15 protein-coding genes are annotated in these 19,846 nt (G+C 55.0%); 11 read left to right on the forward strand and 4 right to left on the reverse strand.

Features of this window, described 5'->3' with window-relative positions:
- Positions 1 to 3 precede the first annotated feature (3 nt).
- Together MKJ04_RS17400 and MKJ04_RS17405 are read right to left on the reverse strand one after the other, a co-directional pair.
- A complete protein-coding gene (locus MKJ04_RS17400) occupies positions 4 to 1,323 on the reverse strand; it encodes a DUF5103 domain-containing protein (protein ID WP_241642936.1) in 1,320 nt (439 codons plus the stop codon).
- A 543-nt stretch (positions 1,324 to 1,866) separates the two neighbouring features.
- On the reverse strand, positions 1,867 to 2,316 hold the full coding sequence (locus tag MKJ04_RS17405; protein ID WP_241642937.1) for an OsmC family protein: 450 nt from the start codon (positions 2,314 to 2,316) through the stop codon (positions 1,867 to 1,869).
- 252 nt (positions 2,317 to 2,568) lie between these two features.
- On the opposite strand from MKJ04_RS17405, the gene MKJ04_RS17410 reads away from it, so the two are divergent.
- The 3 genes from MKJ04_RS17410 (at position 2,569) to murA (ending at position 5,060) form a co-directional block, all read left to right on the forward strand.
- A complete protein-coding gene (locus tag MKJ04_RS17410; RefSeq protein WP_241642938.1) occupies positions 2,569 to 2,925 on the forward strand; it encodes a tRNA-binding protein in 357 nt (118 codons plus the stop codon).
- 146 nt (positions 2,926 to 3,071) lie between these two features.
- Positions 3,072 to 3,749 carry a DUF4290 domain-containing protein gene (locus MKJ04_RS17415; RefSeq protein WP_241642939.1) on the forward strand — a complete coding sequence of 226 codons (678 nt, stop codon included), beginning with the start codon at positions 3,072 to 3,074 and terminating at the stop codon, positions 3,747 to 3,749.
- 6 nt (positions 3,750 to 3,755) lie between these two features.
- Positions 3,756 to 5,060, forward strand: a complete 1,305-nt coding sequence (murA, locus tag MKJ04_RS17420) for a UDP-N-acetylglucosamine 1-carboxyvinyltransferase (protein WP_241642940.1) — start codon at positions 3,756 to 3,758, stop codon at positions 5,058 to 5,060.
- A 127-nt stretch (positions 5,061 to 5,187) separates the two neighbouring features.
- Here the strand turns inward: murA and MKJ04_RS17425 are convergent, their stop codons facing one another.
- Positions 5,188 to 6,369 carry a class I SAM-dependent RNA methyltransferase gene (locus MKJ04_RS17425; RefSeq protein ID WP_241642941.1) on the reverse strand — a complete coding sequence of 394 codons (1,182 nt, stop codon included), beginning with the start codon at positions 6,367 to 6,369 and terminating at the stop codon, positions 5,188 to 5,190.
- 213 nt (positions 6,370 to 6,582) lie between these two features.
- Here MKJ04_RS17425 and murB point away from each other — a divergent pair, with 213 nt between their 5' ends.
- The 8 genes from murB to MKJ04_RS17465 all read left to right on the forward strand — a co-directional run bounded on the left by murB (position 6,583) and on the right by MKJ04_RS17465 (position 17,228).
- Positions 6,583 to 7,599 (forward strand): UDP-N-acetylmuramate dehydrogenase, encoded by a 1,017-nt coding sequence (gene murB, locus MKJ04_RS17430; RefSeq protein WP_241642942.1) that lies wholly within the window; start codon positions 6,583 to 6,585, stop codon positions 7,597 to 7,599.
- Between the two features lie 159 nt (positions 7,600 to 7,758).
- Positions 7,759 to 8,169, forward strand: coding sequence for a hypothetical protein (locus tag MKJ04_RS17435; protein WP_241642943.1), 411 nt, complete (start codon positions 7,759 to 7,761; stop codon positions 8,167 to 8,169).
- Between the two features lie 95 nt (positions 8,170 to 8,264).
- Complete coding sequence (locus MKJ04_RS17440) at positions 8,265 to 8,720, forward strand: hypothetical protein (protein WP_241642944.1); 456 nt, start codon at positions 8,265 to 8,267, stop codon at positions 8,718 to 8,720.
- A 537-nt stretch (positions 8,721 to 9,257) separates the two neighbouring features.
- Entirely contained in the window at positions 9,258 to 9,881 is a 624-nt protein-coding gene (locus tag MKJ04_RS17445) for a collagen-like protein (protein WP_241642945.1), read from the forward strand.
- A 289-nt stretch (positions 9,882 to 10,170) separates the two neighbouring features.
- The gene (locus MKJ04_RS17450) at positions 10,171 to 13,572 is read left to right on the forward strand and encodes a SusC/RagA family TonB-linked outer membrane protein (protein WP_241642946.1); all 3,402 of its coding nucleotides are present in this window, start codon (positions 10,171 to 10,173) and stop codon (positions 13,570 to 13,572) included.
- Positions 13,573 to 13,589: 17 nt separating this feature from the next.
- Complete coding sequence (locus MKJ04_RS17455; protein ID WP_241642947.1) at positions 13,590 to 15,041, forward strand: RagB/SusD family nutrient uptake outer membrane protein; 1,452 nt, start codon at positions 13,590 to 13,592, stop codon at positions 15,039 to 15,041.
- A gap of 18 nt (positions 15,042 to 15,059) precedes the next feature.
- Positions 15,060 to 15,908, forward strand: a complete 849-nt coding sequence (locus tag MKJ04_RS17460; protein WP_241642948.1) for a putative zinc-binding metallopeptidase — start codon at positions 15,060 to 15,062, stop codon at positions 15,906 to 15,908.
- Between the two features lie 36 nt (positions 15,909 to 15,944).
- Positions 15,945 to 17,228 carry a DUF4302 domain-containing protein gene (locus MKJ04_RS17465; RefSeq protein WP_241642949.1) on the forward strand — a complete coding sequence of 428 codons (1,284 nt, stop codon included), beginning with the start codon at positions 15,945 to 15,947 and terminating at the stop codon, positions 17,226 to 17,228.
- Positions 17,229 to 17,303: 75 nt separating this feature from the next.
- Here the strand turns inward: MKJ04_RS17465 and MKJ04_RS17470 are convergent, their stop codons facing one another.
- On the reverse strand, positions 17,304 to 19,703 hold the full coding sequence (locus MKJ04_RS17470) for an endonuclease MutS2 (RefSeq protein WP_241642950.1): 2,400 nt from the start codon (positions 19,701 to 19,703) through the stop codon (positions 17,304 to 17,306).
- Between the last annotated feature and the right edge of the window lie 143 nt (positions 19,704 to 19,846).

Genomic DNA, 19,846 nt, shown 5'->3' on the forward strand with positions numbered 1-19,846 from the left:
CTGCTATTTTCTGTTAAAGTACAGTTGCTCATACCCGATCAGGAGGTCGGCGCGGGTGCCGGGCGGGCGATAATACACCAGGATGTCATATATGTTGTCGGTTTCAAAGTGGCTGCCTTCAAAATAACTGGCATCCGGCGCGGCCGAAGTGCCAGTTATCAGGGCATAATAGTAGTTGTAGTAGCCTTGCTTCAGGAGCAGCCTGCCGGTATAGGCGCCCAGCTCCGGGTTATATGCCATGCGCGCGTTGGCGGGTTCCGACCAACCGGTCAGCTCGCCCTGCAGGTATACCTCCCCCGGCACTTTAACGTCGGCCTTCAGCTGAAAGTCTACCCAGGTATAATCCCCGTTCACGGCGCTGTTTCCATACTGTTTGTTGCCAAAAATGCGCATGCCGTTGATGTCCGGGGTTTGGGTATAGGCCTCTCCCTGACGGCTTTTGTCTGGGGCCAGGATCACCTCCACCGGGTTTGGCTGCAGGTTGATGCTTTGCACCCCGATGCCACGGTAGTTGAGGCTGCGGGTATCAAACGCCCGGAACTCGCTCAGGCCCTTGAACTGGTCCTTTGGCTCAAAAAACACATACTCCAGGCGGCGCTGCGCATCATGCACGTAGGTGGGCTTGCCGATGACCTTGGCATTGTCCCAGCGGTAGTTCTGCCGGATGATGGTTTTCACCTCCATGGCCGGGTTGATGATTTCGTAGTCGGGGTGCATGATGTTGAACTCGATGGGCTGGCGGGTCTCGCGTCCACCGGGTCCAAGCGGGGCTCCCAGTTTTGCAGCCACCACCACGGCGTCCTGGTATACCATCAGGCGGCGCGTGAGCAGGGTGTTCCCGCCTTCCTCCTGCACTTCCAGCAGGTAGTTGCCGCTGATGCGCACGCGGGGCACAGCAAAGCGGTAATGCACGTACGGGATGCGGGTGTTCACTGATATCTGCCCGTCTGTGACAATGAACTCGTTGAAATCATACAGGAACTGCGTGTCGTTCAGTGTAGAGGGAGTCCAGTTGGCGTTGCAGTGGCGGAGTTTTACCAGCAGGCGCTGTTGCCGGGCATTCAGGCGGTCGAATTCCAGCACGATGGGCCGCTCCTGGCTGAGAGGCGACACCGCGGGGTTCAGCACCTCATCCTCCAGGCTCGTAGCCAGGTAGGCCTGCACCGAGCGGATGCTCTCGTCATACACATAATCTTCGAAGCGCAGTTGCGGCGCTGCGGCCCCGGCGGTGCTCTGCCCCTGCTGTTCCAGTGGCACACACGCATATAGCCCAAAGGCAAGCAAGGCGATAATAAGGTAAGTAAGGGTGCGTTTATTCGTCATGCGAAAGATGGGGTTTGGCCGCAGCAGGCACTGCAGCACACTTTTTAGAAAGCGAAGATAGGAATTTTAAGACACTACCCGCTAGAGCCCCCCCGGAAATCTTGCCCTTCCGCTCTGTGCCGCAAACGGCAAGAGAAACAGCATCATTCGGGGGCTTATATACGTGTAGCAAGCCCGGGATTTAAAGTCCCTAAATGCTGGGTATTGGGTATGGTATACCTGATTAACGTAAACTCGGGATTATAACGGTTATTTCAAAGCTTGAAAATCCTTGTTGTCATAGCCTGCTTTGCGCTCCACGCCTGGGGTAGGGGCCCTTCTTAAGCTGGGGCGCGTTTTCCCGCTCGGCACTGTGTACATTTCCTGCCTAACGGCTGCCACTGACGTGGCACCGGAAATCTACAAATAGAGGGCCCCTACCCCCGGTACCTCTCGGAAAAACTGGGAATCATTTTGCCTTGTTCTGACAGCAGAATATCCTCAATGGCTAGAAACCTCATTTTGAAGTTATTTAAACTATAGTAATTCTTGAGTTCACGTTGATCAGTCTTCCAGCAGTTCTGTCTCAATCGCGATGCCCCCTGCCAGGGTTTTCTGCACCGGGCATTTGGCCGAAATCAGCTTCAACCGGGCTCGCTGCTCGACCGAGAGATCGCCCGTCAGCCGAAGGCGCTTGGTTACCTGACTTATCCTGGCCACATCGTCCTCGCAGCTTTCGCAGTCTTTGGCGTGCACGCGGCCATGTTGCAGGGTCACTTCAGCCCGCTCGAGGGGCCAGCCTTTGCGACGCGCATACATGTGCAGCGTGATGACGGTGCAGGCCCCAAGCGCGCTCATAATATAATCGTAGGGGTCGGGGCCCGCTTTGATGCCTGTCTCGATACTGGACTCATCCAGGACCATTGCCTTTCCGCCCGCCTGGATGTTGGCGATCATGGGGGCGCTGCTGTCTGCGCTCACGGTTACCGTTGCTGCCTGCTCGTTGCTGTTCATAAATGTGTCTGTTGATGGTGTAGTCCTTATAAGGGTGAAGGGGTATAAAAGTTCTGCCGAGAGGTATACATGGCAGCCAACGACTGAAACGATCGAAGGCCCCCTCCCTAATTGTGCCGCAGGGAGGGCTGCCAGGGCGGGGTGCTTGCCGATAAAAGGCATTTAACCCGCTCTGGCTTCTGAAATCTGGAATAAAACCCTATCTTGTATCGCTGTTTACACTGATTCTTACACCAGCGCTTTCCATACCCCATGCACACACAGCCTGAACAGCCAGAGCCTATTACCTGGCAGCACTTCGAGCAGACCGATATCCGCGTAGGCACAATCGTAGAGGCAAAGGATTTTCCGGAGGCGCGCCGCCCTGCTTATCAGCTTTTGGTGGACCTTGGCCCGATGGGAATGAAAAAGTCGAGCGCGCAGATCACGGAGCGGTATACCCCCGAGGAGCTGGTAGGCCTGCAGGTGCTCTGCGTAACCAACCTGGGGAAGAAGCAAATCGGCAGGTTCATGTCGGAGGTGCTGGTTACCGGGTTTGAAGACGAGAACGGTGCAATTGTGCTGGCGCAGCCCACTGCCCCGGTGCCCAACGGGGCCAAACTGAAGTAAACGCCCCTACCTTCGGGGGGAGAGACATAAACCGACCGCTCCACTTGTTGTTGCGTACACCCTAACACGGCGCAGAAAGATTTTTGCGCCAGTTTTGAGCCATTGTGCGCTCAAATTTCTAATTTTGAATCCATATAAAAGAAATAATGGAAGCTAGTACCACTTTTAAACAAGACCTGTTGCTGCGTGAGTACGGCCGCAACGTGCAGGACCTGGTCAACTACATCACAAGTGTGGAAGACCGCAGCGAGCGCACCCGCCTCTCCCAGTTACTCATTAACCTGATGGCCAAGCTGAACCCGCAGCTGCGCGACACCCAGGATTACCAGCAAAAGCTCTGGAACCACCTGTTTGTGATGTCGGGCTCTACGCTGGATGTGGACTCACCCTACCCGCTGAGCGCCATGGAGTACCTCAACGACAAGCCGCAGAAAATAGAGTATCCGCTGTCGACTCCCCGCTACAAGCACTATGGCAAAAATGTGGAGTTGCTGATTGAGCGCGCCACTGAGTTGCAGGACCCTACAGAGCGCGACGCCGCCATAGTATCGCTAGGCAAGCTGATGAAAACCCTGTACCGCTCTTATAACAAAGACAGTATTACCGATATCGTGATTCTGGACGATATCCGGCAGTTGTCCAAAGGCCAGCTCGACATGGACCTGGGGTATATCGAGCGCAACAACCTGTTTGAGTCGAACGTGAAGCCCCAGCAGGAAAATATGCAGAACCCGCGCAGCAACCAACCGCAGAACCGCGACCGCAGCAACGACAACAGGAACCGCAAGAACACGCGTCCTTCTACTAACCAGAGAAATAAATAACAATACATGGCTTCATTCGAAGTAATTGGCGGTAACAAGCTTAAAGGAGACATTCAACCGCAAGGCGCCAAAAACGAGGCGCTGCAGATACTGTGCGCGGTGTTGCTTACCGCTGAGCCCGTTACCGTGTCTAATGTGCCCGATATCCGGGACGTAAACAAACTTATTGAGCTGCTGCATGACATGGGCGTGTCGGTGGAGCGCACTGCCCCGGACACGTATGTTTTCCGGGCAGACGCCATTAACCTCGGCTACCTCGAAACAGAGAAATTTGTGGAGCAGGGCCGCGCTATACGGGGCTCTGTGATGATCGTGGGCCCGATGCTTGCCCGCTTCGGCCAGGCGAAGATGCCCAAGCCGGGTGGCGACAAGATTGGCCGCCGCCGCCTCGACACGCACTTTATCGCGTTTGAGAAGTTGGGCGCGCGCTTTGAGTACGACTCGCAAGAGAGCTTTTTTAACGTGACCACAGATGGCCTGAAAGGCGTCTACATGCTACTGGACGAAGCCTCCGTGACCGGCACCGCCAACATCCTGATGGCGGCTGTACTGGCCGAGGGACTCACCACCATCTACAACGCAGCCTGTGAGCCATACATCCAGCAGCTTTGCCGCATGCTCAACCGCATGGGGGCCAAAATCAGTGGTGTGGGTTCTAACCTGCTCACGATTGAAGGTGTGGACGAACTGCACGGCACCGAGCACCGCATGCTGCCCGACATGATCGAGATTGGCTCTTTCATCGGACTTGCCGGTATGACCGGCTCCGAGATCACGATCAAGAACTGCATGATCCCGGAGCTGGGCCTGATTCCGGAGACGTTCCAGCGGCTGGGCATCAAGATGGAGTTCCGTGGCGACGACATTTACATTCCGGAGCAGGACCATTACGAGATCGACACCTACATCGACGGCAGTATCCTGAACATCTCAGACCATACCTGGCCGGGCCTGACCCCAGACCTGTTGAGCGTGGCGCTGGTTACGGCTACCCAGGCCAAAGGCACTGTGCTGATCCATCAGAAAATGTTTGAGAGCCGCCTGTTCTTCGTCGACAAGCTGATTGACATGGGGGCCCAGATCATACTCTGCGATCCGCACCGCGCCACCATTATTGGCCAGAACAACCAGATTCCGTTGCGCGGCATCCGCATGACCTCCCCCGACATCCGGGCAGGCGTGGCACTGCTTATCGCCGCCATGTCGGCAGAGGGCCGCAGCATCATTGACAACGTGGAGCAGATAGACCGCGGCTACCAGAACATCGACGGCCGCCTCAACGCTATCGGCGCTCAGATCAGAAGGATATAAATCTATTCCCATAAAATGTAAAAAGGAGCACCCGCTAGTGGTGCTCCTTTTTTTTGCCGCAGGTATAAACACGTAGCGCACTCCCACAGAAGTGCGCTACTTGTTTATATCTGCTTTTCCTGTTGGGTTATTCCTCCCCCTCGCTCCTTCTGGAACCCTGGTATAACTCGTACTTCAGCAGGCGGCAGTCTATTGGTCCGTTAAATAGCGGGGTGCGGCGCGAGGTTTTCAGGCCCACGTTTTTGGCCGCCTCCAGATTTCCGGTGAGCACGAAGGCATCATACCCCTGGTAGCTGTTCTTGAGGGTGTCACCGATGTTTTTGTAAAGCAGGTTGATGTCGTCGGAGAGAATGCGCTCGTTGTAGGGCGGGTTCATCACCACAACACCCGGCTCGGGCAGCGCCTCCGTCTTGAAGAAATCGGCTTCCTCCACCCGGATCACATTCTCCAGCCCGGCATTTTCGATATTGGTGCGAGCCGCCTCCGCGTAATCAGGGTCAATGTCATACCCCTGGATGATGGCCTTCGGTTCAAAAGACGCTTTCGCCTCGGCAGTTTTCCAGATCATCTCAAAAAGCTTGGCATCATAGTCTTTCCACTTCTCGAAACCGTATGGGTCGCGGCGGTACAAGCCAGGCGCGATGTTCTGCGCCATCATGGCGGCCTCAATCAGCAGCGTGCCTGACCCGCACATCGGGTCGATGAAAGGTGATTTCCGGTCCCAGTTGGTCAGGCTGATGATGCCTGCGGCGAGCACTTCGTTCAGCGGGGCCACGTTGGTCTGGAGGCGATAACCGCGCCGGTGCAGGGAGTCGCCGGAAGAGTCGAGCGAGAGGGTAACCAGGTTTTCGTGCATGTGCAGGTTAAAGCGGATGTCGGCGTGCACCAGATCCACGGAAGGCCGGCGTCCCGTGTTTTTCCGGAACTGGTCCACGATGGCGTCTTTGGTGAGCTGCGCCACATACAGCGAATGCTCGAAGGTGGAGTGGCTGATGGCGGCGCTGATGGCAAAAGTCTGGTCCAGGTCCAGGTACTCCGACCAGTCTATTTTCTGCACCTGCTCATACAGATTTTTCTCGTCGCGCGCCTTAAAGGTTCGGAAAGGCTTAAGGATCCGGATGGCGGTGCGGCACCACAGGTTCGCCTCGTAAAGCTGGCGCAGGTTGCCCGAGCAGGTCACGGCGCGGTTGCCCACTTTGATGTACTCCATGTCCAGGGCACGGAGTTCTTCGGCCAGCGCCTCCTCCAGCCCTGCCAGCGTAGTGACGGTGATGTTAAAATTATCGGTATGTTTCGGTTTCTTCGCCATGGCTTTTCCTTCTTTCAGGCTGCAAAGATAGCCTTAAACCGCAGGAGTTCCGAACAGACCGCTTTTGATTGTGCCGCAGTGGTCAGGCAATTTTATTTATTTAACATAATTGTTCTACTAATGGCAATTGAAAGGGGTAGAATAAATCACCCCCTGGTAGGTATGGGTTACGGCATCCGCCATATTTGCTTAAATTGCGCTAAATTTATACCCATGACACTGCAGACCGATTTCCAACTCAAACAGTACAACACCTTTGGCATCGAGGCGAAAGCCAGATACTTCGCGCGCTTCGAAAGTGTGGGCGAACTGCAGCAGCTTTTGCAACTGCCCGAGGTGCAGCCGTTGGAAAAGCTCGTGTTGGGTGGTGGCAGCAACCTGCTTTTCACTAAAGACTTTGATGGCTTCGTGCTGCAAAACGGCATCAAAGGGATTGAAGTGCTGCGGGAAAATGAGGAAGAGGTATATATAAAAGCGGGCGGCGGCGAGACATGGCACGACTTTGTGCTGTATGCGCTGCAGCATAACTATGGCGGCGTCGAGAACCTGTCGCTGATCCCCGGCACGGTGGGCGCGGCCCCGCTCCAGAATATCGGGGCTTACGGCGTGGAGTTGAAGGACGTTTTTGAGGAGCTGGAGGCCGTGCATTTGCAGACCGGCCAGGTACATTCCTTCGACAATGCCACGTGCAAGTTCGGGTACCGTGAGAGCATCTTCAAAAACGACCTGAAAGGCCAGTACGTGGTGACTTCCGTTATCTTCCGCCTGTCCAAAACCCATACCCTGAACACCTCCTATGGCGCCATCAAAACAACGCTGGAGGAGATGCAGGTGCAGCACCCCAGCATCCAGGACGTGAGTGCCGCCGTGTGCCATATCCGGCAGAGCAAGCTCCCCGACCCGAAGCAGATAGGCAACGCCGGCAGTTTCTTCAAAAACCCGGAAATACCGCTGCAACTGTTCGAGCAACTGCGGCAACAGTTCCCGGGCATCCCCTCCTACCCCGTTTCTGAAACTACCGTGAAGGTGCCCGCAGGCTGGCTGATCGAACAGTGCGGCTGGAAAGGAAAGGTGATCGGCAATTACGGCGTGCACAAGAACCAGGCGCTGGTGCTGGTCAACTACGGCGGGGCAAAGGGCGAGCACGTGCGGCAACTGGCCTTCGACATCATTGCGTCCATCGAGGAGAAATTCGGCATCCGGCTGCACCCCGAGGTAAACATCCTTTAAAGCAGTGCGGCGGCATTTTGCCTGCGCTCACTTTTTGGCTGATAGGAATGCTGTGAAAGGGGTATGATTTTATTCTTGAAACCCATACCTGCACTTTCTCAATAACCGTATCAGAACTTTATTCCTACACCATAACTATTTTCAACTTAACATCTGATGATGAAAAACAGACTTTTCTCCTTGCTGTTCGCCCTGCTCTGCCTGACTGCCTTTGTTGGCTGCGATAAAAAAGACAGCGATAGCGTTTCGCCAAACGTGAGCCTGCTCACGAAGGGACAGTGGACGGGCAGCGCCATCTATATAGAAGGCGAAGACAAAACGGCTGAGATAAAAGAGCAGGCGTCCTTCGACTTCACCAAATATGCCACTTCTTTTGACAGAGAAGGCAACTACGAAGACTTTTATGAGGGCGACAGCGTTATGAAAGGTACCTGGGAATATGCAAACGACGAGCGGGTAATTGAGTTTGACAAGGCAACGGCTGATACATACACGGTCGTGATCTCCAAACTTGATGAAGACGAGTTTACTTACGTGCAGAACGGCGTAGAGTACCGGTTTAAGCGATAGCGATTCGCATTTTGGGTGCCTGGGGTTCAGGTGAACATTTTATAACCTTCTTCGCCCGCTTACGCTATATATGTCGTCTTACAACTTGACTGCTTATGAAACTAATATCTATTAAACCCCTGCTCATCGCCCTGTGCCTTCTCGTAACCCTGGCTTCCTGTGACAAGGAAAAGGATGAGGAGGTCGAGCCATCCCGCACGGAACTGCTGACGGCTAACAACTGGAAGGGCGACAGGATTCTGGTGGCGGGCACCGATGCCGCTAATTACCCGAATGCAGGCGACTTTGTTCCTGATCCAAAATCCCTTTCCATCACGTTCAAGACAGATGGCACCTATGCCGCTTCTTACGTGCAGAATGGGCAAACCATACCTGCCTCAGGCAACTGGGAATTTAGCAGCGACGAGCAGAGCATTACAGGCAACCTGTTTGGCATCTCTTCAGACGCTAAGATTGAAACCCTGACGGACACCAACCTGACCCTTTCCACTACTGTCGATGTGCCGGACTTTCCGCTGCCAGTGCCCGTGGAAATACGCCTGGTTCGCTAGATTAACCTTAATTTCCCAAACAGCAAAGGCTCCGATTATCGGGGCCTTTGCTGTTTCTAACGCTTTTTATACCCTATTTACGGGAATCCGCGCATTTAAAAGTGTGTGAGGTAGTGCAAAACAACTCTCACGTATCTCCTTCCTATAGCCCCATACCCCCGGCGACTGCAGCTAAACCACGCTGCGTGGGAAATCGCACCCAGCACCAGAAGAGTCCTTACCCCAAACGTTGCACGGAAAGCACATTACAGAGTTCAGGTTTGGAATGCCCCATCCGCCCACTTTATACCATTACATGTCAGGTATGCGCCAGCTGTCAGCAGGTATGATTTGCCTCCTAAACTGACGCTATACCTGCCATTCCCACCAAAAACCCAGCGTGCAATTTTGGATCACTTGTATAGCAATTATACATCCTCTTGAAATTTTAGCGTAAGTATTTTAGCATGAATAAAATATAGATTTCAAATATTGTGTATATTAACCTAATCTTCGGGTACGGTTACCCAATCTTATACCTTTCAACAAAATATTTCCATGAAAAGACTCTTACAATTTATCTTGGTATTAACTGTCGCCCTGAGCCTGGGCGCATGTAAAGGTGATGATGGTGCAGATGGTCCTCCGGGACCAACGGGAGCGCAAGGTCCGCAGGGCCCGCAGGGGCCAAAAGGGGATCCGGGCGAGACTGCAAAAGCGCGGGTGCTGGATTTCATTGTAGACTTCGAGCCTGACGATGATAATAACTATTCCTCAGGCATTGACTTTGGCGAGTATGAAGAGTTTGACCTGACTGTCTCCGACACGGACGTAGTGATGGCCTATGCCCTGGCAGGCGTTATGGACGACCCGGAGGACGCAAACAACAGTATTGCGCTGTGGAGCCCCATGCCCCAGACATTTACTGTACAGGGCGCAGGTACCGCTACGTATAACTATGCGTACTCCAGGCTGTTTCTGCTCTTATTTATCCAGACGCAGCTGAATCTGGCGGAATACCCGGGATTAACCGACGACCAGATTTTCAGGTTGGTGATCATTCCGGGGGAGGCCGTGAACGGAAGAACGTCCAAACCACCTGTTGCGCTTACCGATTACAAACAGGTAATCTCCTACTATAACCTGGATGACCGTAACGTTCAGAAGATCCAAGCGAAATAATGCAGATGCGTGAGCTGCCCTCGGTGGGCAGCTCACGCACTTCTTCTGCCTCGACTATAGTTCAGATGGCCTTGCGCAGCGGGTAGCAGCGTTACTTTATGCCAATTGTTTAGTCCCGCTTACACGGCCTGTATGGCTTGAAAGCTGCAGCGCCTGTGCGATTCGGTTTGCTTTGGCCTCTTCGGGCTTATTCTATACTTCTCCGCTGAAAGCAAATTTTACATGCTTTCAGGTATATCGGCAAGTATAAACATGTTATTCATTTTCTAATGAGCACAGCTACATCATTATGAATAATACATCATACCACAAAAGAGCCTGGTTCCCGACGTTGCTGTTGCTGATGGCCTTAGGCCCACCCCTATCTCTCCAACCTATTCAGGCCCGAAACATTTCGGCTATACAAATGCAGCAGGACGCCGTGACCGTGAGCGGCACCGTGACCTTACAGCCAGCGAGCGGCGCACGGGCAGAGGTTTCACCGGGCATAACTATACTCGAGAAAGGCACCACCAACGGAACGATGACCGACGCAAACGGTAGTTTCCGGATGCAGGTGCAGCCCGGTGCTGTGCTGGTTATTTCGATGGTTGGCTACATAACACAGAACGTAAATGTAACCGGCAGCAGCACCATCAACGTCACGTTAGAGGAAAGCAACACGTCGCTGCGCGAGGTGGTCGTGACGGGCTACCAAACCATCGACCGCAAAATGTTCACTGGCTCGGCGGCCTTGCTCACCGCCGACGACGCCAAACGGGAAGGCATCACGGACGTAAGCCGGATGCTGGAAGGCCGGGTGGCGGGCGTGTCGGTGCAGAACGTGTCCGGCACCTTTGGCGCAGCGCCGAAAATACGGGTGAGGGGCGCGACGTCCATTACCGGGGACAACAAACCGCTGTGGGTGGTGGATGGCATCATCCTGGAAGACGTGATCAATGTCTCAAACGAGCAGCTCTCCACCGGCGACCCTGCCACGCTGGTCGGCTCTTCTGTGGCGGGCCTCAACCCCGACGACATCGAGAGCTTCCAGATATTAAAGGATGCCTCGGCCACCGCGATGTACGGGGCCCGCGCCATGAACGGCGTGGTGGTGATCACGACCAAGAAAGGCCGCATCGGCAAGCCGCTGGTTTCCTATACCGGCAACTTCTCCTCCTACCTGAAGCCGGACTACAGCTCTTATGACATCATGAACTCCGCCGACCAGATGTCGGTATACCTGGAGCTGGAGCGCAAAGGCTGGCTGAATCACTCCGACGCCTCCAGAAGGCAGAACGGCGGCGTTTATACCCGGATGTATGACCTGATCAACACGTATGACCCGAATACCGGCACCTTTGCCCTGCAAAACACCCCGCAAGCCAGGGCTGCTTTTCTGGAGCGCTACGCCAGGGCCAACACCGACTGGTTTGACGTTCTTTTCAAGAACTCTTTCATGCAGGAACACTCGGTGAGCATCTCCTCCGGCACGGAAAAAACGCAGCTCTATTTCTCCACAAGCTTCCTGAAGGACGAGGGCTGGACCGTGGCCGATCAGGTGAAGCGCTTCACCGGGAACGCGCGGGCAAACTTCAACCTTTCCGAAAAGCTGTCTCTTGGCCTCATCACCCAGGGCTCTATTCGCGACCAGCAGGCCCCCGGCGTGGTGGGGCGCACCAGCAACGTGGTGACCGGGGAGTATAGCCGTGACTTCGACATCAACCCCTTCAACTATGCCCTGAACACCAGCCGCACCCTCACCCCCTACGACGAGAACGGCAACCGGGAGTATTTCCGGCGAAACTTCGCCCCTTTCAATATCCTGAACGAGCTGGAGAACAACTCGCTCGACCTCTCGGTGCTGGACCTGAAACTGCAGGCTGAGCTGGCCTACAAGCTGCTGGATAACCTGAACTACAAATTCTCCGGCGCGCTGCGCTACGTGAACACGAACCAGGAACACAAGGTGCGGGAAAACTCCAACATGGCCCAGGCATACCGGGCCGCCGACGACGCCACGGTGCAGCAGAACAACAAATTTCTGTACCGCGACCCGGACGACCCCGAGGCGCTACCGGTGACGGTGCTGCCCTTCGGCGGCTTTTACAACACCAACGACGACAACCTGGTGAGCTATTACTTCCGCAACACCCTGGACTGGGACAAGACCATCGGCGACCTTCACACCGTCCGGTTGTTCGCCTCGCAGGAACTGCGCTACGCCGACCGCCAGAACAAGTTCTTCAAGGGCTACGGCTACCAGTACGACAAGGGCGGTGTGCCCTTCATAGACCCGAACATCATCAAGCAGGGTGTGGAAGGCAACTTCAACTACTATGGCATGCGCATGAACTACGACCGTTTTCTGGCTTATATGGCAAATGGGGCCTATTCTTACAACGGGAAGTATAACCTGAACGGCACCGTGCGCTACGACGGCTCCAACCTGCTGGGCGAGTCGCGCACGGCCCGCTGGCTGCCCACCTGGAACGTGAGCGGCTCCTGGAACATCGACACCGAGCCTTTTATGGAGCAGCAGGACCTGGTGAACCGCCTGACCCTGCGCGCCACCTACGGCCTGACAGCCAGTATGGGCAACGCCACCAACTCCAGCCTGGTGTTGCAGAGCGGAAGCACCAGGCGGCCTTACCTCTCCGAGGTGGAAGCGATGATCTTTATCGCGAGCCTCGAGAACTCGGAACTAACCTGGGAAAAACAGTATGAGACAAATGTTGGCTTGGATGCCGGGTTGCTCAACGAGCGGATTCAGCTGACGGTAGATGTCTATAAACGGAACGCCTTCGACCTCATCGGCCAGCTCCGGACGTCGGGTATAGGAGGCGAGGGTTTGAAAGTGGCAAATTATGCCGACATGAAATCGCATGGGTTGGAAGTGTCGCTGACCGGTGGTATCGTGGAGAATACGGACTGGAGCCTAAAATCGCAGTTTACCTTTGGGTATAACAAGGGCGAGATTACGAACCTACGCAACAGCCCTGATATCTGGTCGCTGGTGAAGCCCGAAGGCGGCCCAAAAGAAGGATTCCCATACCGCGGCCTGTTTTCCATCCGCTTCGAAGGCCTCGACCCGCAAGACGGGTCTCCCCTGTTTATCGACGAGAACGGAGAGCGCGCCGGCAACGTGTACCTGCAAAGCGAAGAGACTGAGCAACTCAAATACGAGGGCCCCGTGGACCCGATCGTGACAGGCGGCTGGTTTAACACCCTGCGGTATAAAGGCTTCTCCCTCTCCGGATTGGTGACCTACAGCGCCGGAAACAAAATCAGGCTTAACCCCACTTTCAAAACCAGCTACACCGACCTGGATGCTACACCGTATGATTTTTTGAATAGATGGATCCTGCCGGGGGATGAAGAGAACACCACCATACCCTCCATCCTGGACCGCATCGCTGCAGCGCAGATCGTGGGCACCTACCCCTACAACAATTACAATTATTCCACTGCCCGCGTGGTGGATGGCGATTTTGTACGGCTAAAGCAGGTTTCGCTTACCTATGCCCTCCCGTCTCAGCGGGTGGCGTCGTTTGGCTTATCTAACCTTTCGGTAAGCGTGGTAGCGAACAATCTCTGGCTCATCTACGCCGACGACCGGCTGAACGGGCAGGATCCGGAGTTTTTCAGCTCAGGTGGGGTAGCCATGCCTATTCCCCGCCAGTTTACACTTTCACTTAAAGCCGGCTTTTAACCGCAAAGCTCTGCACGATGAAAAAGACCACGATCTATACCCTCCTGTGCTGCGCCGCCCTCTCCGGCTGCGAAGATTACCTGGCGCATCCGGTAGACCAGCGCACGCAGCTAAACACAGTAGAAAAAGTAGGTGAACTGCTAACGACTGCTTACCCCCAGGCGGATTACGCCACCTTCACCGAGGCCATGTCCGACCTGGCCCTCGACAAAGGGTTCGGTCAGGTGGTGGAGGATGAGGTGAACCAGAGTCCATACCTCTTCCAGGAAGTCCGGGATAAAGAGCAGGGCTCTCCTCAGTACTACTGGAACGCGTGCTATGCCGCGATTGCGGCGGCAAACCAGGCTCTGGAAGCCATCCGGAACGCCCCGAACCCAACCGATTACAATGCCCAGCGCGGAGAGGCCCTGGTGGCCAGAGCCTACGCGCACTTTATGCTTGTCACGCTGTTTTCGAAGGTATACGACCCGGCCACCGCTGCCTCAGACCCCGGCATCCCGTACGTAACCGTTCCGGAACGCGTGGTTTTGGACCAATACGAGCGAAAGACAGTGGCCTATGTGTATGAGCAGATAGAAAAGGACCTGAACGAGGGCCTGCCCTTGATAAAAAACAGCGCCTACCGGTCTCCAAAATATCATTTCAACACCGCCGCGGCGCAGGCCTTTGCCGCCCGGTTCTATCTGTTTAAAAAAGATTACCAACAGGTGGTATCGCATGCCAACCAGGTGTTTCCGGGAGGCGACATCGGCCCCAACCTTAGGCCCTGGGTGAGCGTGTACAGCAATCTGTCTTTTCTGGAAGGGGAAGCCATTTATACACAGGCAACCCAGAGCGCCAACCTACTGCTGGTAGAGGCACCATCCTCCTGGGCGCGTTATTATTTAAGGTACCGCTTTGGCCTGACGTTTCCCGTCGCTAATTACCTGTTTTTCAGCAACAACGTAACAGGGGCCAGTTGGGCGTATACACTTTTGTCGGTCGGAGAGAACAATATCTTTGTGCCTAAGTTCAGGGAGCATTTCGTGCGCGAAGACATAAACGCCGATATCGGGATCCCTTATACCATCCTGCCCCTGTTCACAGCCGAGGAGGCTCTTTTTAACCGGGCAGAGGCAAACCTGGAGTTGGGCAATTTGGAGGCGGCCCGAGCAGACCTGGAGCTCTTTGCCAGTGCCCGGATAGAGAATTACAACGCCCGGACGCACAGCATCACAAACACAAAACTCCGTAACTTCTATGGCACCAACAGCGTGAAAGCGGGCTTGCTGGCGGCTCTGCTCGATTTTAAAGCCGCGGAGTTCGTACACGAGGGTATGCGCTGGTTCGATATTCTGCGGCACGGCATCACGGTGGTGCACCCAACTGTGGGCGGGGAGGTGGTGGAAGTGCCCCCCGGGGATTTGCGCCGGGTACTGCAAATTCCGCAGGAGGCCACACTGGCAGGCATTGAGCTGAACCCTCGTTAACTTTTAACTCCCAGACTCATGAGATTAACAATTATACCTTTTCTGCTGCTCCTCTTAAGCGTAGGCTTGCTGGCTTCGTGCTCGAAGGATGAAGACAACCCGGACACCCCGCTTCCGGGCCTGGGCGGTGAGACGTGGGCCGAGGGGCCTACCGACACATGGCTCTTTCAAAACTTTGTGGTGCCGTATAACATTGAGGTAAAGTACCGCTTCGACCGGTATGAGGTTGCCCTGAACAAAACCCTGGCGCCCGTGCGGGAGGACAAGGTCATACCGGTGATGGAAACCATCAGGCAGACCTGGATTAACCCCTATACCCTCGTGGCCGGGGAGAATTTCATCAAGACGTATGCACCCAAGCAGTTTGTGCTGGTGGGCAGCGCACAGTATAACACCGACGGCACCATCGTGCTCGGAACCGCGGAAGGAGGCCGTAAGGTAATCCTGTTCGTGATCAACGATTTCGACAAGAAAAACAAGCCGGAGGTAAAGCAGATGCTCCATACCATCCACCACGAGTTTGGCCACATCCTGCACCAGACCATCATGTACCCCGCGGAGTTCAAGACCATCACAACCGATTACACGGCCACCTGGTATCTGTCGTCGCTGCAAGAGGCCCGGTCGAAAGGCTACATTACAGAATACGCCCGTAATAACCCGGACGATGACTTTGTGGAGATGATCTCTATCATGCTGATCGAGGGGAAAGCGGGTTTCGATGCTATTGTGGCCAGCGCCCCGCCTGCGGCGCAGCAGTTTTTGCGGCAAAAAGAGCAGCTAGTGGTCCGCTATTATAAAGAGGCCTGGAACATTGATTTTTATACCCTACAGTCTAACGCGCAGGCGGCCATCAATGCACTTTAAGGCAAGCCATACCCTGCATTTTGAGGAGAAGATCTCATGAAGAAACTGTTATACATAAGCTGGGTGATGGTCCTGTTGCTGGCTGCGTGCTCGAAAGACAAGAACGACCCGGCACCGGGCGAGCGGCCAGACGAACGGCTAAGCGCAACGCTCGACGCGTACAAAGCGCAGTTGGTGGGGGCCGAAAACGGCTGGAAAGCTGTGTTATACCCTGAGGGAGGGGCAGGCTACAGCTTTCTGCTCAACTTTACAGCAGATGACCGCGTCAGGATGCTCAGCGATATTGACGCCGGCACCGCAGAGACTTCTCTGGTCAGCACATACCGCCTGAAGGCGCTTCAAAAGCCCGCCCTGCTCTTCGACACCTACTCCTACCTCCACATCCTGGCCGACCCGGACGAGACAAAAAGCGGTGGCGTGAGAGGCGAGGGGAAATTCTCGGATTTCGAGTTTTCTTTCGACTCCGTGACGCCAGACAGCATCACCCTGATAGGCACGCAAAAGGGCAGCAAACTGGTGCTGGTCAGGGCCTCGGCGGCCGACGCGGCCAACTACATCCCCCGGATTGCAGAACACGTGAGTGCCCTGGAGAACATCAACGCGTTTACGACTTACTTCAGGCGCCTGGACCTAGGCGGCAGATCCTATGACATCTCCATACGCACCGACATCCGTTTTATAACTTTTTCCTATATGGAGGGCGGCGTGATGCAGACGTTCACGACCAGTTACTATTTCAGTGAGGATGGGCTGGTATTGCTAGAGCCTTTTACAGACGCGGGGTTTACCATCACGGCCCTGAATGCGCTACAGTATGACGCCGCGAACCGGGAGATTGACTTGCAGGTGAACGGTGCCGCAGCAACCATCCGCGGCACTACCAGACCAGCTTCCATCGACCCGCAAGCTGCCAGAAACTTTTACAACAATCCGCCGAACGGGGTATACTGGCTAACGCTGGGCTTTACCGTGGAAGGTGTGGAAGATGCGCTCAGGTTGCGGGACCTTCCGGACTTTCAGTTACTGGTATACTGGCCACGGTACGGCACATCCAACGGCACAACCTACGACCTGATGGGCTTTGTGTTCGGCAACAGCATTATGTATGGGCCCGCGGCCGTGCCGTCCTTCACCAGCGACGGCAGAATCGTGTACAGGCTCCTGGGCACGCTTGGGGAAATACCGGAAGACCATGCACCCAAAGTGGAGGCTTTTACGCAACAATGGACAATCCCGGAAGGGTATTTTGTGATACAGACAGGTGCTGACAGCTATGACCTGGTGAGCGCCAAAGACGCCAAAACCTGGATTAGCTTTTAGGGAAGCACAGCGCTTGGAACAGAAAAGGCTCCTAATTAAGGGAGCCTTTTCTGTTCCAAGCGCTGTGTTGTTTCTTTACTTGAGCACTGCCATGGTAGCGCCATCCCCGCCCCGCTCTGAGGCTTCGTTTCCAAGGCTGGCAACTTCGGGTATGGAGTACAGGTAATCGCGCACTACCTGCCGCAGCACGCCGTTTCCGCGCCCGTGGATGATCTTGATCTCGGGGATGCCCAGCATAATCGCCTCGTCTGTGAAGTTCATGAGTTTGGTCAGGGCGTTCTCCGCGTACTCCCCCCTTATATCGAGCGTGCTCCCGAAATCGGCCATGCGCTGGGTGATGTTCATGCCGCGGGTATAGCCCTCGGCCGATTCGCCAGCCTTCTCCTTTTTCTGCTTCGTAGCCACCTGGCCCTCGATGCGCTCCAGGTTGTCCACTTTTACGATAGTCTTCAGGCCACCGAAGAGCACCTCCGCAGTTTTCCCTTTGATGCCCACCACCTGTCCGACAGAATCCTGGCCGATCAGCGCCACATTGTCGCCGGGTTTGATAGCGCCGTTGGCAATGCGCTTGTGTGCGGCGCGCGGTTCCTCCTTGCGCACCTCGGTGGCAAAGCTTTCCAGTTCCTGGCGGGCCTGCTTCGTCTCTTCCTTGGCGGCCTGGCTCTGCTTTATCTGCTGAATGGTAGACTCGATTTTCTGATTCGCGTCTTTGAGCAGCAGCTTCGCCTTGCCTTTGGCCTCGCGCATGATGTCCTGCTTGCTGTCTTCGAGGTAGTTTTTCAGGTCCTGGTAATCCTTCACGTTGCGCTTCAGCTTCAGCTCCAGACTGGAGGCCTCGCGCAGCTTCTTCTCCAGTTCCTGCTTCTCGGTCTCCAGTTCCTCCAGCAGGCGGTCGTACCGGATCTTATCTTTACCAACCAGGCTGCTGGCCTTGTCCACGATGTGCTTGGGCAGCCCGATCTTTCGCGCAATCTCGATGGCGAAGGACGAACCCGGCTTGCCGATCTCCAACTGATAGAGCGGCTGCAGGTTTTTGTGGTCATAGCGCATGGCACCATTCACGATGCCCGGGGTACGCTCCGCAAAGTTCTTCAGGTTGGTATAGTGCGTCGTGATCACGCCGTATACCTTGCTGTCGTTCAGGTTCTGCAGCACCGCCTCGGCAATCGCGCCGCCCAGCACAGGCTCCGTTCCCGTGCCGAACTCATCAATCAGCACAAGGCTCTTTTTATCAGCCACCGTCACGAATTTCTTCATGTTGGTGAGGTGCGAGCTATAGGTACTCAAATCGTTCTCAATCGACTGTTCATCCCCGATGTCGATAAAGATATCGTGGAAGATACCTGCCTCCGAGCCATCCTCTGTCGGGATGAGCATGCCGCACTGCAGCATGTACTGCACCAGGCCCACCGTTTTCAGGCTCACGGATTTACCCCCGGCATTCGGGCCTGAGATGAGCAGGATGCGCTGCTCCTGTGTCAGTTCCAGATTCATGGGCACGATAGACTTGCCCAACTGCTTGTGCGCCAGATATAAAAGCGGGTGCACCGCCTGCGTCCACTTGATCAGGGGGTATTTGTGCAGCGTTGGCATGGTGGCCTCCACGCGGCGTGCAAAAACAGCCTTGGCACGTATAAAATCCAGAAGACCGAGGTATTGGTAGGCTTTGCGCAATTCCGGTATATGGTTGCGCAGCGTGTTGGTCAGGCTCACCAGAATCCGGATCAGCTCCCGATGGTAGGCGTTGCTGAGGTCCTTGATGTCGTTGTTGAGCTCAAAAATAGACTCCGGCTCAATGTACACCGTCTGCCCGGTGCTCGACTCGTCATGGATCAGGCCCTTTACGCGGCGCTTGTGCTCTGCCAGTACCGGTATAACCAGGCGCCCTCCCCGGATAGTCGGCTCCACGTCGGAGGGCGTCCAGCCTTCGTTTTTGGCGTGCCTGATGATGCTTTGGATCTGCTTGCGCAAAATGGACTGCTGCGCGATCAGGTCGCGCTTGAGGCGCTGCAGCTCAGGGGTGGCATCGTCGCGCACAGCACCGGCATCGTCCACCACCTTGTCCAGGGCCTCGATCAGTTCCCGCTCCACGGTAACGTTTGCGCCCAGCGCCTTCAGCGCCTCGTACGTCCCCTCCTCGGCAGAAGAGATGAAACGGAGCGAGTCGCGGATCGTGCGCAACGACATTTTTATCTCGAAGAAATCCTGCACATCCAGGTAGGTGCCCTGTATGGTCGCGCGGTCTAGGTAGGCCGTCACGTCGAAATAGTGCTGCAGCGGAATCTCCGCGTCAGACTCTAGCAGCTGTTTAAATTCTTTTGTCTGTTCCAGCAGTCGCTGCACCAGGTCGTGCCGGTTCAGGAATGCCATGCGGGCTACAAAATGGCGGCCATGCGGACTGAGGCAAAGCTCCGAAAGCATGTCGCGCACCTGTGCAAACCCAATTTTTATTTCAAAATTTTCTGGGTAGATCAACGGTTATCTTTTAATTTATCGCAAAATTAGCAATATCTATAACAAGTAAGCAGGGGTGTTTTGTTCGTTTTGCCGCCACAGGAATACCAGCGCGGTTTACGCACTGTTTGATACCCAGGCACACCTGACATCTTGATAGAATA

Origin of the sequence: Pontibacter sp. E15-1, from assembly GCF_022601975.1 — a bacterium.
Lineage (GTDB): Bacteria > Bacteroidota > Bacteroidia > Cytophagales > Hymenobacteraceae > Pontibacter.

Coding starts and splice junctions, on each gene's coding strand:
- MKJ04_RS17400 (WP_241642936.1), bottom strand. CDS start 1,323: ATGACGAATAAACGCACCCTTACTTACCTTATTATCGCCTTGCTTGCC.
- MKJ04_RS17445 (WP_241642945.1), top strand. CDS start 9,258: ATGAAAAGACTCTTACAATTTATCTTGGTATTAACTGTCGCCCTGAGC.
- MKJ04_RS17410 (WP_241642938.1), top strand. CDS start 2,569: ATGCACACACAGCCTGAACAGCCAGAGCCTATTACCTGGCAGCACTTC.
- MKJ04_RS17450 (WP_241642946.1), top strand. CDS start 10,171: ATGAATAATACATCATACCACAAAAGAGCCTGGTTCCCGACGTTGCTG.
- MKJ04_RS17435 (WP_241642943.1), top strand. CDS start 7,759: ATGAAAAACAGACTTTTCTCCTTGCTGTTCGCCCTGCTCTGCCTGACT.
- murA (WP_241642940.1), top strand. CDS start 3,756: ATGGCTTCATTCGAAGTAATTGGCGGTAACAAGCTTAAAGGAGACATT.
- murB (WP_241642942.1), top strand. CDS start 6,583: ATGACACTGCAGACCGATTTCCAACTCAAACAGTACAACACCTTTGGC.
- MKJ04_RS17465 (WP_241642949.1), top strand. CDS start 15,945: ATGAAGAAACTGTTATACATAAGCTGGGTGATGGTCCTGTTGCTGGCT.
- MKJ04_RS17415 (WP_241642939.1), top strand. CDS start 3,072: ATGGAAGCTAGTACCACTTTTAAACAAGACCTGTTGCTGCGTGAGTAC.
- MKJ04_RS17405 (WP_241642937.1), bottom strand. CDS start 2,316: ATGAACAGCAACGAGCAGGCAGCAACGGTAACCGTGAGCGCAGACAGC.
- MKJ04_RS17460 (WP_241642948.1), top strand. CDS start 15,060: ATGAGATTAACAATTATACCTTTTCTGCTGCTCCTCTTAAGCGTAGGC.
- MKJ04_RS17425 (WP_241642941.1), bottom strand. CDS start 6,369: ATGGCGAAGAAACCGAAACATACCGATAATTTTAACATCACCGTCACT.
- MKJ04_RS17440 (WP_241642944.1), top strand. CDS start 8,265: ATGAAACTAATATCTATTAAACCCCTGCTCATCGCCCTGTGCCTTCTC.
- MKJ04_RS17455 (WP_241642947.1), top strand. CDS start 13,590: ATGAAAAAGACCACGATCTATACCCTCCTGTGCTGCGCCGCCCTCTCC.